Source organism: Nocardia sp. NPDC059764 (assembly GCF_042732555.1).
Lineage (GTDB): Bacteria > Actinomycetota > Actinomycetes > Mycobacteriales > Mycobacteriaceae > Nocardia.
In genome coordinates, this window is sequence record NZ_JBHWHH010000083.1 from 17856 (window position 1) to 30700 (window position 12845).

Here is a 12845-nt window from a genome sequence, read left to right on the forward strand (position 1 = left end):
GACGGGCCGCGAACTGTCAGTGCTGTACCCGTGCGTTCACGCAGCGTCTACGCGGCCCGGCCGGCACGGACGATGCCCGCGACTGCGTCACCGGTCAGTTCGCTCAGTCGCAGGTAGCCGCCGCGCAATTCGGCGGCGATGTCGCGGGCCAGGCCGAGGCGGATCATGCCGCGTTCGCAGTCGACGACCATGGCGGTGACGGAGTCGTTGGCCAGCATGCGGGCGGCGACGCGGGCGCGCGGGACCGGATCGGTGCCGCCGGTGGCGCGGCCGTCGGTGAGCAGGACCAGCAGGGGGCGGCGGTGGGGGTCGCGCGTGCGTTCGCGGCGGATGAGGGCGCGGGCCCGCAGCAGGCCTTGGGCGAGTGGGGTTTTGCCGCCGGTGCGCAGGTCGGCGAGGCGGCGGACGGCGATGTCGACCGAGGAGGTCGGGGGCAGGACCAGGTCGGCTTCCTGACCGCGCATGGTGATGACGGCGACCTTGTCGCGGCGCTGGTAGGCGTCGCGGAGCAGGGCCACGACGGCGTTGGTGACGGCGGAGAGGCGGTCGCGGGCGGCCATCGAGCCGGAGGTGTCCACGACGAAGACGACCAGGTTGCCCTCGCGGCCTTCGCGATACGCGCCGCGCAGATCGTCGGGGGCGAAGGCGAGGGGGCCGGTCAGGCGGCCGCGCTCGAACTGGCGGGGGGCCGCGGCGAAGATGGTGCCCAGCAGGTGCAGGCCGGTGGAGGTGTCGTCGGTGGCACGGACGATGCGGCCCTGGCGGGTGCGGGCGCGGGAGCGGCGGCCGGGGGCGCCTGCACCGACGCCGGGGACCTCCCAGCGCGGGGGCTTGCGGAGGGTAGCGGTGGGAGCGGCGATGCTGCCCTCGCGGGCGGGGCGGTCGGCCGAGGGGGTGCGGCCGGCGCGATCTTCGGAGGGATTCCGGTCTCCCCCAGCGGGATTCGCTCCCCCGCCGGGGAAATCCGGGCCACCGTCCGGCAAGCCCGGGCCACCATCAGCCGTGTTCGAGCCACCATCAGGCGACTCTGGGCCACCATCGTGCGAGTCCGAGCCCTCGGGCCGGTCCGCTGAGGCGGAGTCGGCGGGGTCCCGGGGGTCGGGTGAGTTCTGTTCCGCGGCATGCGAATTGGCGTCGCACCCCTCGCCCTCGGACGGATCCTGCGGTCCCGCGCCGTTCGGCGGGACCGCCTCACCTTTTCCCAGGCCGTCAGCTCCGTCCTGCTCGGCGCGGGCGGCTTCGTCGGCGGCGTGCCGCATGGCGTCGTCGAGTTGTTCCTCGCTGATGCCGGGTTCGTCGAAGGGGTCGCGGCGGCGGCGGTGCGGCAGCGCGAGTTCGGCGGCGACGCGGACGTCGGACTCGGTGACCTCGGTGGCGCCGCGCCAGGCGGCGTGGGCGGTGGCGGTGCGGGCCACCACCAGGTCGGCGCGCATGCCGTCCACGTCGAAGGCGGCGCACAGGGCGGCGATGCGGCGCAGCTCGACATTGTCGAGGCTGACCTCGGCGAGGTGGTCGCGGGCGGTCAGAATGCGTTCGGCCACCTCGCGATCCACGGCCGCGTACCGGTCGGCGAATGCGGCGGGGTCGGCCTCGTAGTCGAGGCGGCGGCGGACCACGGCCATGCGCGTGTCCACGTCACGGGAGGCGACGACGTCCACGGTGAGGCCGAAGCGGTCCAGCAGCTGCGGCCGCAACTCCCCCTCCTCGGGATTCATGGTGCCCACCAATACGAATCGCGCCGGATGGGTGTGTGAGACGCCGTCGCGCTCGATGTGCACCCGGCCCATGGCGGCCGCGTCGAGCAGGACGTCCACCAGGTGGTCGTGCAGCAGATTCACTTCGTCGACGTAGAGCACGCCGTGATGGGCGGCGGCCAGCAGGCCCGGCTTGAACGCCTGCTCCCCGTCCCGCAGCACCCGCTCCAGGTCCAGGGATCCGACCACGCGGTCCTCGGTGGCACCGACCGGCAGTTCCACCAGCCGCGCGGGCCGCGCGCCGGACTCGTCCACGACCGGGGGCAGCAGCTGCGCGAGCGCGCGCACCACGGTCGACTTGGCGGTCCCCTTCTCCCCGCGCACCAGCACCCCGCCGATGCCGGGATGCACCGCGCACAGGATCAACGCCAGCTGCAGCCGCTCCTGCCCCACCACCGCGGAGAACGGAAACCCGGCCTCGTCACCGGCCGCGCGAACACTCTCGGAGTAAGCCACAGGAACAGACACGCCCCAACTCTATGCGCGGCCCCGAGACCCACGCCCACGACCCCGTCCCCGCAGGCCGACCACTGCCTCGCCAACCACCCGGGCCGATGCACCGCTCGACGTCCTGCGCCAGAGCTGCGCCTCCCGGATCGGTGTGCCGCATCGCTGTTCGACGCGCCACCGGCGGACTGCCCTCGGGCCCGCAGCAGGCCGAGCCGAGCGGGGCGTTGAAACAGCCGCGCCCGCTGTGGGTTTCACAGCGGGCGCGGAAGGGTGCGGGGCGGGGCGGGGTCAGCCGCGACGCATGGGGATGTGCGGGATGCCGTCTTCGATGTACTCCGGGCCGTCGACCTTGAAGCCGTGCTTGGTGTACATGTCGAGCAGGTAGGTCTGGGCGTTCAGGCGGACCGTCGCCGAACCCGCCTCCGCCAGGGCGGCTTGCAGCAGGCGGGTGGTGTAGCCGTGGCCGCGGGCCTCCGGGGCGGTGCAGAGCCGGCCGATGCGGAACGACTTCACGCCGTCCTCATGCTCCTCCATGAGACGGAGGGTGCAGATGGTCTCACCCTCGTCGTCGAGCCAGAAGTGACGGGTCTCCGGCAATAGATCGAACCCGTCCAGTTCCGGGTAGGCGCACTTCTGCTCGACGACGAAAACCTCCACGCGAAGTTTCAACAGCTTGTACAGCGTCGCGGTGTCCAGGTCTTGGGACCACGACCGTTTGAGAGCAACCGTTGACATCATCGCGTCTTGCTATCACATCTACGCGTGAGAAGCGATACCCTCGCGCTTCGGCGTGTTGGCGGGATCCAGCTGCAGAGCCTTGGTGGACCAGTCCCACACCTCGCGGAACAGGGCCTGGTTCTCGGAGAGCTTGACGCCCAGCGACGGCACCATTTCCTTGAGTTTCGGCTCCCACGTGGAGAATTCGCGCGGGAAGCACTTCTTCATCACGTCGAGCATGGCGCTCACACAGGTGGACGCGCCCGGCGACGCGCCGAGCAGACCGGCGATGGTGCCGTCCTCGGCCGCGACGACCGCGGTGCCCAGCTCGAGCACACCGCCCGCGCCCTTGCGGCGGATGACCTGCACGCGCTGACCGGCGACGATCAGCTCCCAGTCGTCGCCGTCGGCGCGCGGGATGAACTCCTCCATCGAGCTGATCCGGTCGTTCTGCGAGTTGAGCAGCTCACCGACCAGGTAGTTGACCAGGCCCATCTCGGTGACGCCGACGCCCAGCATGGAGAACAGGTTGTTCGGCTTCACCGACTTGATCAGGTCGGTCAGCTTGCCGTCCTTGAGGAACTTCGGCGTCCAGCCGGCGTAGGGGCCGAACAGCAGGCCCTGCTCACCGTTGATGACGCGAGTGTCCAAGTGCGGCACCGACATCGGCGGCGCGCCGACCGAGGCCTGGCCGTACACCTTGGCCTCGTGCTGGGCCACCAGCGCCGGGTTGGTGCAGCGCAGGAACAGACCCGACACCGGGAAGCCGCCGAAACCGCGGATCTCCTTGATGCCCGACTTCTGCAGCAGCGGCAGCGCACCGCCGCCCGCACCCACGAACACGAACTTGGCGTTGATGACGCGCACCTTGTTGCTGCGCAGGTTGCGCACCTTCACCAGCCAGGAGCCGTCGGACTGCTTGGTCAGGTTGGTGACCTCGTGGCCGAATGCGATGTCCGCGCCGGACGCGCCCAGGTAGGCCAGCAGTTCCTTGGTGAGCTCACCGAAGTCGATGTCGGTGCCGTAGTCGGTCCAGTTCAGGCCGACCGGGTCGGAGAAGTCACGACCCTTGGACATCAGCGGTAGTCGACGCGCGAACTCGTCGGCGTCGTCGATGAACTCCATGCCTTCGAACAGCGGATGCCGCGAGAGCGCCTCATGACGCTTGCGCAGGTACTCGACGCCGTCCTTGCCGTGGGTGAAGCTCACGTGCGGGATGGGGTTGATGAAGTTCGACGGGTTGGCCAGCACGCCGTTCTCGACCGAGTAGGACCAGAACTGGCGCGAGACCTGGAAGCGCTCGTTGATGTCGATGGCCTTGGCGATCTCGACCGAGCCGTCGGCGTTCTGCGGCGTGTAGTTCAGCTCGCACAGGGCCGAGTGGCCGGTGCCCGCGTTGTTCCACGGGTCGCTGCTCTCGGCGGCGGCGGCCTCGAGGCGCTCGAAGACGGTGATCGACCAATCCGGCTGCACCTGACGAAGAAGGGCACCGAGGGTGGCACTCATGATGCCGGCACCGATAAGTACTACATCGGTCTTTTCAATCGTGGCAGCGTTCGACACGGCGGGGATCGACTTCCTTGTCTTTTTTGGGTCACCAGGTGGGGGTTAGGTTACCCGTCGTTCACTTGGACTCAATTCTGCCCCTGACCATTCCCGAATCCCGCTTCGAAATCCCCGAATGTGAGAGATCCCTCCCAAATAGACATCTCCGCACCGCGGTCTATGTTGAGCTGGTGACCCGCGAAACGTCCTCCACCACGTCTTCGACCACCGCCTGGCAGCCCGACGTCCTGGGCGCCGACTACCAGCAGCTCACCCTCGCCCTGGGCCCCGATCCCGACGGCGAGGGCGACGCCGTCGCCACCCTGGTCCGCTACAGCCCCGACGGCATCCCGGCCCCCACCCGTGCGGTGCTCTACGTGCACGGCTTCACCGACTACTTCTTCCAGGAGCATCTGGCCCAGCACCTGGCCGCGCAAGGGTTCGCCTTCTACGCGCTGGACCTGCGTAAATGCGGGCGCTCGCGCCGCGCCGGGCAGACCCCGCACTATGTCAGCGACCTGGAGCTCTACGACGAGGAGCTGAACCGCTCGCTCGAGGTCGTCCGCACCGAGACCGGACTGCCGGTGGTGATCATGGCGCATTCCACCGGCGGCCTGGTGACCTCGCTGTGGTTGAACCGGCTGGAGACGGCGGGCGGTGTGCGCGCCCAGGGCATCACCGGCCTGATGCTCAACAGCCCGTGGTTCGACCTGCAGGGCCCCGGCTACTACCGCTCGGTGGGCACGCCGCTACTGGAGGGCCTGGGCCGGTTGCGGGCCTTCGCCAAGCTGCCGCTGGGCGTGGCCACCACCTACGGCGACAGCCTGCACCACACCCAGTCCGGTGAATGGGACTACAACCTGGACTGGAAACCGTTGAGCGGCTTCCCCGTTCACGCGGGCTGGCTGCGGGCCATCCGCCGCGGGCACCTGCGCCTGCACAAGGGCCTCGACATCGGGGTGCCCGCGCTGATCCTGCGGTCGAAGGTCACCAAGTTCATGCGCAATTACGGGCCCGCCGCCGACGTGTCGGACGTGGTGCTGGACGTGCGCCAGATCCAGCGCTGGTCGGGCTGCCTGGGTACGCGCACCAATATCGTGCCGATCGAGGGCGCGCGGCACGACGTGTTCCTGTCGTCGGAGACGCCGCGCGCCGCGGCCCTGCGGGAACTGGACTCCTGGCTGAAATGGCTCGCCGAGTCACCAGAAGCTGGTGCGTAGCACGACCTCGGTGGCCAGTTCGTGGCCCGCTTCGGCGGCCACGGCGGTGACATCCATCGGGACCAGCCGGAATTCGCCGTAGACGAACCGGGCCGAGCCCTCGGCCACCTCGCGCGGGAAGGGCTTGGTGGTCAGCAGGGTGGTGGGGATCTCCACCGGCGGGCAGGAGGCGTCGCGGACGGTGCCGTCCACACCGGGCACCGCCGGGTGGCCGCCACCGGCCACGATGAGGCTCATGAAATGGCTGAAGTGACGGGCGGCCAGTTCCCAGGCCAGGTCCGCGCCCGCGCCGATACCGACCAGGTTGACGTACGGGACCTCGAGCTGGCCCAGGATGTCGACCACCGTCGCGGCGTCGAGGCCGTCGATCGACTCGATGGCGATGGTGTGCAGGTCCGAGGTCTGCAGGCGTTCGCAGACCTGGTCGTAAACATCGGCCGGATCACCCGCATCGGGGAGCAGCAGGACGTGGTGCCGGGTGTCGGGCCCGCCGACTCGCACCGCCCACTCGCGGTCACCGACCGTGATCCGCCGAGATTCCATGGTCGATCACGCTACAGGAGGGGTGTGGAGGCCGATCGCCAGTCGGCCGGTTTGCCGTGACCGGGGTCACTTTCCCACGGTCAGGGTCGGGAGATCCGGCGGTGCGCCCGCCTCGATCAGACGCTCGAGCGCGTCCGGATCGAGGTGCTTCTCCATCAGATCCGCGAGCAGGTCGAGCTGGGACGCGCGCACCTCGTCGACCGAGACATCCTCGGCGACAACGAACTCGGCGCGTCCCGCGCGCTGGGCGACCTCGCGCAGCCAGGCCCGGCGAAACCCGTCCGCCGCCAGGGCGCCGTGCAGGTGCGTGCCCCACACCGATTCGCGCACACTGCCTTCCGGCGTGCCGTCGAGCTCGAACCAGGGCCGGTCGGCGGTGCGGGTGACGCGGCCGTGGTGGATCTCATAGCCGTGCACGGGGAGATCGGCGTCACCGGCGTGATCCAGGACCCGGCCGCCGGAGCGGCGCAGCACCTTCGGATCCACGAACTCGATGTCGAGGTCCAGCAGGCCCAGGCCCGCGACGGTCCCCGCGTCGGACTCGACGCGGTCGACGATGGTGCGGGCCAGCATCTGGTAGCCGCCGCAGATGCCGAGAATGGGGCCGCCCGCGGCCGCGCGGGCGGTGAGGGCGTCGGCGATTCCGGTGCGGCGCAACCACTCCAGGTCGCTGACGGTGGACTTGCTGCCGGGGATCACCACCAGGTCGGCCCCGGCGAGGCGGGACGGGTCACCGGCCCAGCGCACCGAGACGCCGGGCTCGCAGGCGAGGGCCTCGACATCGGTGGAGTTGGAGATGCGCGGCAGGCGGATCGCGGCCACGGTCAGCCAGTCGCGGCCCAGCGGCGGCCGGGCGCGGCCCACCGGGGCGTCGGCGACCGTGCCGAGGGAGTCCTCGGCGTCGATCCAGAGGTCCTCCGCGAAGGGGATGACGCCGAGCGTCGGGCGGCCGGTGAGTGCGGTGAGCTGATCCAGGCCGGGCCGCAGCAGGTCCACGTCGCCGCGGAACTTGTTGATGATGAATCCCGAGATCAGTTGCTGGTCTTCGGGTTCCAGAATCGCGACGGTGCCGAACAGATGGGCCAGCACGCCGCCGCGATCGATGTCGCCGACCACCACGACCGGAAGATCGGCGGCGCGCGCCAATCCCATATTCGCGAGATCGGTTGCCCGCAAATTGATCTCGGCGGGGGAACCCGCGCCCTCACAGATCACCACATCGAATTCATCGCGCAGCGCGGCCAATTCCTCGGCGACGACGGTTCGCAGCTCCCGCCGATGCCGGAAATAGTCCTTGGCTCCGACGGTATCGACGGCCTTGCCCCGCACCACGAGCTGCGACCGCCGATCACTGCCCGGCTTGAGCAGGATCGGATTGAACCGCACGCTGGGTTCGAGCCCGCAGGCCCGCGCCTGCAGGGCCTGCGCCCGCCCGATCTCCCCGCCGTCGAGGGTGACGACGGAGTTGTTGGACATGTTCTGCGCCTTGAACGGCGCGACCCGCACCCCGCGCCGCGCCAGCATCCGGCAAAGTCCGGCCACCACAACGCTTTTGCCCGCGTCGGAGGTGGTTCCGGCGACCAGCAGCGCACCCTTCACGCGCGCCGACTCACCGGGTGCTGTACTCCGCCCGCGGGCGGTAGACATAGTGGTCGCGGCCGCTGCTGGTGTAGGCGTCGCGGTTGTCGTAATCGCCGCGGGTGTCGGCGACGACGTCCTGGTTCTCGGCGTCGTCCACCGGCCGACCGGCGGAGAGCTCGACGTGGCGGCGCATGGTGGCGCGCAGGGCGCCCAGGCCCTCGTCCCGGGGGTTCGGGGGGAGGAAACGGGAGGGCTTGCGGCGAGGGCCGCGGGAGCCGATGCCGCGCGTGGTGACGCCCCGCTGGGGCATGGCGATTTTCACGGCAGCGTCAGGATCTCTGCGCCCTCGTCGGTGACGACGAGAGTGTGCTCGAACTGGGCGGTCCACTTGCGGTCCTTGGTGACCACGGTCCAGCCGTCGTCCCAGATCTCGTAGTCGATACCGCCCAGATTGATCATGGGCTCGATTGTGAAGGTCATGCCCGGTTCGATGACCGACTCCACGGCGGGCTGGTCGTAGTGCAGGATGACCAGGCCGGAGTGGAAGGTGGGGCCGACGCCGTGGCCGGTGAAGTCGCGGACCACGCCGTAGCCGAAGCGATTGGCGTAGGCCTCGATGACGCGGCCGATCACATTGAGCGCGCGACCCGGCTTGACCGCCTTGATGGCCCGCTTGGTGGCCTCCTCGGTGCGCTCGACCAGCAGGCGCACCTCTTCGTCCACGTCACCGGCGAGGAAGGTCTTGTTGGTGTCGCCGTGCACGCCGTGGATGTAGGCGGTGACGTCGATATTGACGATGTCGCCGTCCTCGATCACGGTCGAGTCGGGGATGCCGTGGCAGATGACCTCGTTCAGCGAGGTGCAGCAGGACTTGGGAAATCCCTTGTAGCCCAGGGTCGACGGGTACGCGCCGTGGTCGAGCATGTACTCGTGGGCGATCCGGTCGAGCTCGTCGGTGGTGACGCCCGGCGCGACGGCCTTGCCCGCCTCTTCCAGGGCCTGCGCGGCGATCTTGCCCGCGATCCGCATCTTGTCGATGGTCTCCGCGGTCTGCACCCAGGGTTCGCGGCCTTCGTTGACCGTCTTCTTCCAGACGTACTCCGGCCGTTCGATGTTCTTGGGGACCTCGCGAATGGGCGACTGCGTGCCGGGTGCGAGGGGCTTGCGGGTGCGCACAGACATGGGTACCAGACTATCTGCCGGTCCGAATGGTGGGATTCCCAGGTCCGGGGCACGCGGGAATTCTTCCGGACCACGGTCCGTTTATCCTGTCGGTTGACTTGGCAACAAGACTCGAGAAGGGCAACGGCCGTGGAACTGGGACTGACGACATTCGCCGAAACACATCCCGTCGGCGGCGACGGGCCGGTGCCGACCGCGGGCGAACGCCTGCGGCAGGTGGTCGAGGAGGCCGTGGCCACCGAGCAGGCCGGGCTGCACGTGTACGGCGTCGGCGAGCATCACCGCGAGGACTTCGCCGCCTCCTCCCCCGCGGTCGTCCTGGCCGCCATCGCCTCGCGGACCGAGCGCATCCAGCTCACCAGCGCGGTCACCGTGCTCAGCTCCGCCGACCCGGTCCGCGCCTACCAGGACTTCGCGACCCTGGACGGGTTGTCGAACGGCCGTGCCGAATTGATGGCCGGGCGTGGCTCGTTCATCGAATCGTTCCCGCTGTTCGGCTACGACCTCACCGACTACGACGAGCTCTTCGAGGAGAAGCTCGCCCTGCTGCTGAAGCTCCGCGAGGACGAACCGGTCACCTGGTCCGGCAAGTTCCGCGCGCCGCTGGACAACGCCATCGTCTATCCGCGCACCGAGAACCGGCCGCTGCCGGTGTGGATCGCCGTCGGCGGCAGCCCCGAATCCGTTGTGCGCGCGGGACTCCTGGGCCTGCCGCTGGCCATCGCCATCATCGGCGGGCAGCCGGCGCGGTTCAAGCCGCTGGTGGACCTGTACCACCGGGCGCTGGCCGAGGGCGGGCACGAGCCGCAGCCGGTGGCGGTGCACGCGCACGGCTACATCGCCGACACCGACAAGCAGGCGGTGGAGGACTTCTACGGGTCCTACGCGCGGGCCATGACCGGCATCGGGCGTGAGCGCGGCTGGGGTCCGATGACCCCGCAGCAGTTCGACGCGCTGCGCTCGCAGAGCGGGTCGCTGTTCGTGGGCACGCCCGACTACGTCGCCGAGAAGATCGCCGACGTGCGCGACACCCTCGGACTGGACCGGTTCATGCTGCACACCAGCGTCGGCACGCTGCCGCACGAGAAGGTGCTGCACAGCATCGAGCTGCTGGGTGCGAAAGTGGCCCCGCAGCTGGGCTGATCGCGCGCTCAGTAGTCGGTGAGCTTGGCCTGGAAGGCGATCCGGTCGCCGCGGTACAGCGAGCGCACGCGTTCGATCGGCACGCCTTCCCCGTCCACGCTGCGGCGGTGCAGCAGCAGCATGGGCAGGGCCGTCGTGCATTCCAGCAGGGCGGCCTCGCGTGGGGAGGCCAGCACCGTCTCGATGCGCTCGGTGGCGACCGCGTACACCACGCCCATGCCGCGGGTGGCGACGTACAGCGAGGTCTGCGGGTCGTAGAACTCGCGCAGGACGGCGAAGCGGTGCAACGGCATCCAGGTGCTCTCCAGCCCGATGCGTTCCCCGTCGGCGAGCAGGATGCGTTCCAGGTGCATGACCGGGGTGCCCGGTTTCACGGCGAGATCGTGGGCGGTGTCGGAGTCGGCGGGGATGTCGGACCAGTCGACGAGCAGGCGGCCCGGTTTGCGGCCGAACTTGATCGCGCCCTCGGTGTAGGAGCGCAAGGACAAGGGCTGCACCATCTTCGGGCGTGAGACCACGGTGCCGCGGCCCTGACGGCGAATCCGCCCCTCCACCAGCAGTTCCCGCACCGCCTGGCGCACGGTCTCGCGGGCGACGCCGCAGCGCAGCGCGAGTTCGCGCTCGGACGGCACCGGGTCGCCCTCGGAGAGCTCACCGAGCAGCGCCTCCAGTTCGGCGCGCACCCGATACGACTTGGGCATGCGCCCTGCGGACGCGGAATCGGTTGCCGCGCTCGATGTTCCGGCCGCCGGTCGGCCCGTCCCCGCCTGGTCTTCCACCCCGGCGGCCTCCCTCGTCTCCATGCCCCCAGCGTACACACGATTGGTCTATACCAATTATTAACCTACCGTTTCCACACGAAACACCCGTAGGTCTAGACCATTGCCCACGATGACATCCATGCGATTGGTCATCATCGGCGGAGGGATCCTCGGTACCGCCCACGCTCTCGCCGCCATCGGGCGCGGCCACGAAGTAGTCCACCTCGAACGCGAGGTGGAGGCGCGCGGGGCGACCGTGCGCAACTTCGGACTGGTATGGGTCTCGGGACGCAGCGCCGACGAACTGGAACTCACGCTGCGATCCCGGCAGCTGTGGGAGGAGATCGGCGGCAAGGTGCCGGGCGTGGGCTTCCGGCCCGCGGGCTCCATCACCCTGGTCCGCAGCGAGAACGAGCTCGCGGTCGCCGAGGCCGCCCTGGCCGACCCCTCGGCCGCCGAACGCGGCTTCGAACTGCTCGACCCGGAGCGGGTGCGCGCGCTCAACCCCGCGCTGCGCGGCAAATTCCTCGCGGGCCTGCACTGTTCGACCGATGCCGCCGTCGAGTCCCGGCAGGCGCTGCCCGCGCTGCGCCGCTACATGGAGGCGAGCGGGCGCTACAGCTTCTTCGCCGGCACCGAGGCCCGCACCGTCACCGGCACCACCGTGATCGACGACCGCGGCCGTCGTCACGAGGGCGGCCTGGTGCTGGTCTGCCCGGGCGCGGCGCACGCCGGCCTGACCCGCGAGCTGGTCGGCGACATCCCGGTGCGCCGGGTGCGGCTGCAGATGATGCAGACCGCTCCCCTGGGCGAACCGCTCACCACCGCCATCGCCGACGGCGACAGCTTCCGCTACTACCCGGCCTTCGCCGGGCCGGAACTGGACCGGCTCAATCGCGAAGAGGCGCAGCCGTTCACGGCCGCCCAGCACAAGATGCAGCTGCTGGCCGTGCAGCGCCTGCACGGCGGGCTCACCATCGGCGACACCCACGAATACGACGAGCCGTTCACCTTCGACGTGGACGAGGCCCCCTACGAGCACCTCACCGGCGTGATGGAGGAGCTGCTGGGCCGCAAGCTGCCGCCGATCGTGCGGCGCTGGGCGGGCGTGTACAGCCAGTCCATCGATCCGGGCGCCATCGTCACCCGCGCGCAGGCCGCGGACGGCGTCTGGGTCATCACCGGTCCGGGTGGGCGCGGGATGACGCTGGGCCCCGCGCTCGGCGAACAGACCGCCGACCTGCTCGAGCTCTGAACGAACCTCACCGAAGGAATCATCGTGTCCGACAAGCAGATCGAACTCGCCGTCTTCGACATGGCGGGCACCACCGTGGCCGACGACGGGCTGGTGGAGCAGGCGTTCGAGGTGGCCGTCACCGCCGCGGGCGTGCCGACCGAGGGCCCGGAACGCGAGGCCGCCCGGAAGTTCGTGCAAGACACCATGGGTCAGTCCAAGATCTGGTGCTTCCGCACGCTGCTCGGCGACGAGGACCGCGCCCAGGCCGCCAACCGCGCCTTCGAGACCGCCTACACCGAGCTCGCCGAGGCGGCCGGAGTGGCACCGATTCCCGGTGCCGCGGAGGCCATTTCCGCGTTGCGCGCCGCCGGGATCAAGGTGGCGCTGACCACCGGATTCAGCCGCGAGACGCAGGACAAGCTGCTGAACGCGCTGGGCTGGAACGACATCGCGGATCTGACCCTGGCGCCCTCGGACGCCGGTCGCGGCCGCCCCTACCCCGACATGGTGCTCACCGCGGTGCTGCGGCTGGAGATCGACGCCGTGGATCGCGTGGCGGTGCTCGGCGATACGTCCAGCGACATCGCCACCGGTCTGGCCGCGGGCGCGCGCATCGTCGCGGGCACGCTCACCGGCGCGCACACCGAGGAGCAGTTGCGGGCCGCGGGCGCGACCCACGTGCTGCCCTCGGTCACCGAGTTCGCGCAGCTGC

General features: G+C 69.9%; 12 protein-coding genes. 4 read left to right on the forward strand and 8 right to left on the reverse strand.

The annotated features are described in order from the left end of the window. Window positions 1-47 precede the first annotated feature (47 nt). The 3 genes from ACFV4K_RS19605 to mqo all read right to left on the reverse strand — a co-directional run bounded on the left by ACFV4K_RS19605 (window position 48) and on the right by mqo (window position 4484). Window positions 48-2222: a magnesium chelatase subunit D family protein gene (locus ACFV4K_RS19605; protein ID WP_379276567.1), complete on the reverse strand. Its 2175-nt coding sequence runs from the start codon at window positions 2220-2222 to the stop codon at window positions 48-50. A gap of 270 nt (window positions 2223-2492) precedes the next feature. Beyond that, window positions 2493-2942, reverse strand: a complete 450-nt coding sequence (locus ACFV4K_RS19610; protein WP_379276569.1) for a GNAT family N-acetyltransferase — start codon at window positions 2940-2942, stop codon at window positions 2493-2495. Between the two features lie 18 nt (window positions 2943-2960). After that, window positions 2961-4484 carry a malate dehydrogenase (quinone) gene (gene mqo / locus ACFV4K_RS19615; protein ID WP_379276571.1) on the reverse strand — a complete coding sequence of 508 codons (1524 nt, stop codon included), beginning with the start codon at window positions 4482-4484 and terminating at the stop codon, window positions 2961-2963. 173 nt (window positions 4485-4657) lie between these two features. Here mqo and ACFV4K_RS19620 point away from each other — a divergent pair, with 173 nt between their 5' ends. Further along, a complete protein-coding gene (locus ACFV4K_RS19620) occupies window positions 4658-5686 on the forward strand; it encodes an alpha/beta hydrolase (protein ID WP_379276573.1) in 1029 nt (342 codons plus the stop codon). Here ACFV4K_RS19620 and ACFV4K_RS19625 read toward each other — a convergent pair. The 4 genes from ACFV4K_RS19625 to map all read right to left on the reverse strand — a co-directional run bounded on the left by ACFV4K_RS19625 (window position 5666) and on the right by map (window position 8992). Beyond that, window positions 5666-6229, reverse strand: a complete 564-nt coding sequence (locus ACFV4K_RS19625; protein WP_379276574.1) for an alpha/beta fold hydrolase — start codon at window positions 6227-6229, stop codon at window positions 5666-5668. The two genes, ACFV4K_RS19620 and ACFV4K_RS19625, sit on opposite strands and share 21 nt — an antisense overlap. A gap of 66 nt (window positions 6230-6295) precedes the next feature. Beyond that, a complete protein-coding gene (locus tag ACFV4K_RS19630; RefSeq protein WP_379276576.1) occupies window positions 6296-7876 on the reverse strand; it encodes a cobyric acid synthase in 1581 nt (526 codons plus the stop codon). After that, window positions 7839-8132 carry a hypothetical protein gene (locus tag ACFV4K_RS19635; protein ID WP_379276578.1) on the reverse strand — a complete coding sequence of 98 codons (294 nt, stop codon included), beginning with the start codon at window positions 8130-8132 and terminating at the stop codon, window positions 7839-7841. Before ACFV4K_RS19635 ends, ACFV4K_RS19630 begins: the two co-directional genes overlap by 38 nt. Next, window positions 8129-8992 carry a type I methionyl aminopeptidase gene (gene map, locus ACFV4K_RS19640; RefSeq protein WP_379101984.1) on the reverse strand — a complete coding sequence of 288 codons (864 nt, stop codon included), beginning with the start codon at window positions 8990-8992 and terminating at the stop codon, window positions 8129-8131. The genes ACFV4K_RS19635 and map overlap by 4 nt, the downstream gene beginning before the upstream one ends. 129 nt (window positions 8993-9121) lie before the next feature. Between map and ACFV4K_RS19645 the strand changes: the two genes are divergently transcribed. Continuing rightward, window positions 9122-10135, forward strand: coding sequence for an LLM class flavin-dependent oxidoreductase (locus tag ACFV4K_RS19645; protein WP_379276579.1), 1014 nt, complete (start codon window positions 9122-9124; stop codon window positions 10133-10135). Window positions 10136-10143: 8 nt separating this feature from the next. Here the strand turns inward: ACFV4K_RS19645 and ACFV4K_RS19650 are convergent, their stop codons facing one another. After that, window positions 10144-10836 carry a GntR family transcriptional regulator gene (locus ACFV4K_RS19650; protein WP_379276589.1) on the reverse strand — a complete coding sequence of 231 codons (693 nt, stop codon included), beginning with the start codon at window positions 10834-10836 and terminating at the stop codon, window positions 10144-10146. A gap of 199 nt (window positions 10837-11035) precedes the next feature. On the opposite strand from ACFV4K_RS19650, the gene ACFV4K_RS19655 reads away from it, so the two are divergent. Together ACFV4K_RS19655 and ACFV4K_RS19660 are read left to right on the forward strand one after the other, a co-directional pair. Beyond that, the gene (locus ACFV4K_RS19655) at window positions 11036-12151 is read left to right on the forward strand and encodes a TIGR03364 family FAD-dependent oxidoreductase (protein WP_379276581.1); all 1116 of its coding nucleotides are present in this window, start codon (window positions 11036-11038) and stop codon (window positions 12149-12151) included. Window positions 12152-12211: 60 nt separating this feature from the next. Continuing rightward, window positions 12212-12845: phosphonatase-like hydrolase (locus ACFV4K_RS19660; RefSeq protein ID WP_379276590.1), on the forward strand; the 634-nt coding region annotated here is incomplete at its 3' end.

Coding starts and splice junctions, on each gene's coding strand:
- ACFV4K_RS19610 (WP_379276569.1), bottom strand. CDS start 2,942: ATGATGTCAACGGTTGCTCTCAAACGGTCGTGGTCCCAAGACCTGGAC.
- ACFV4K_RS19625 (WP_379276574.1), bottom strand. CDS start 6,229: ATGGAATCTCGGCGGATCACGGTCGGTGACCGCGAGTGGGCGGTGCGA.
- ACFV4K_RS19630 (WP_379276576.1), bottom strand. CDS start 7,876: ATGTCTACCGCCCGCGGGCGGAGTACAGCACCCGGTGAGTCGGCGCGC.
- map (WP_379101984.1), bottom strand. CDS start 8,992: ATGTCTGTGCGCACCCGCAAGCCCCTCGCACCCGGCACGCAGTCGCCC.
- ACFV4K_RS19650 (WP_379276589.1), bottom strand. CDS start 10,836: ATGCCCAAGTCGTATCGGGTGCGCGCCGAACTGGAGGCGCTGCTCGGT.
- ACFV4K_RS19655 (WP_379276581.1), top strand. CDS start 11,036: ATGCGATTGGTCATCATCGGCGGAGGGATCCTCGGTACCGCCCACGCT.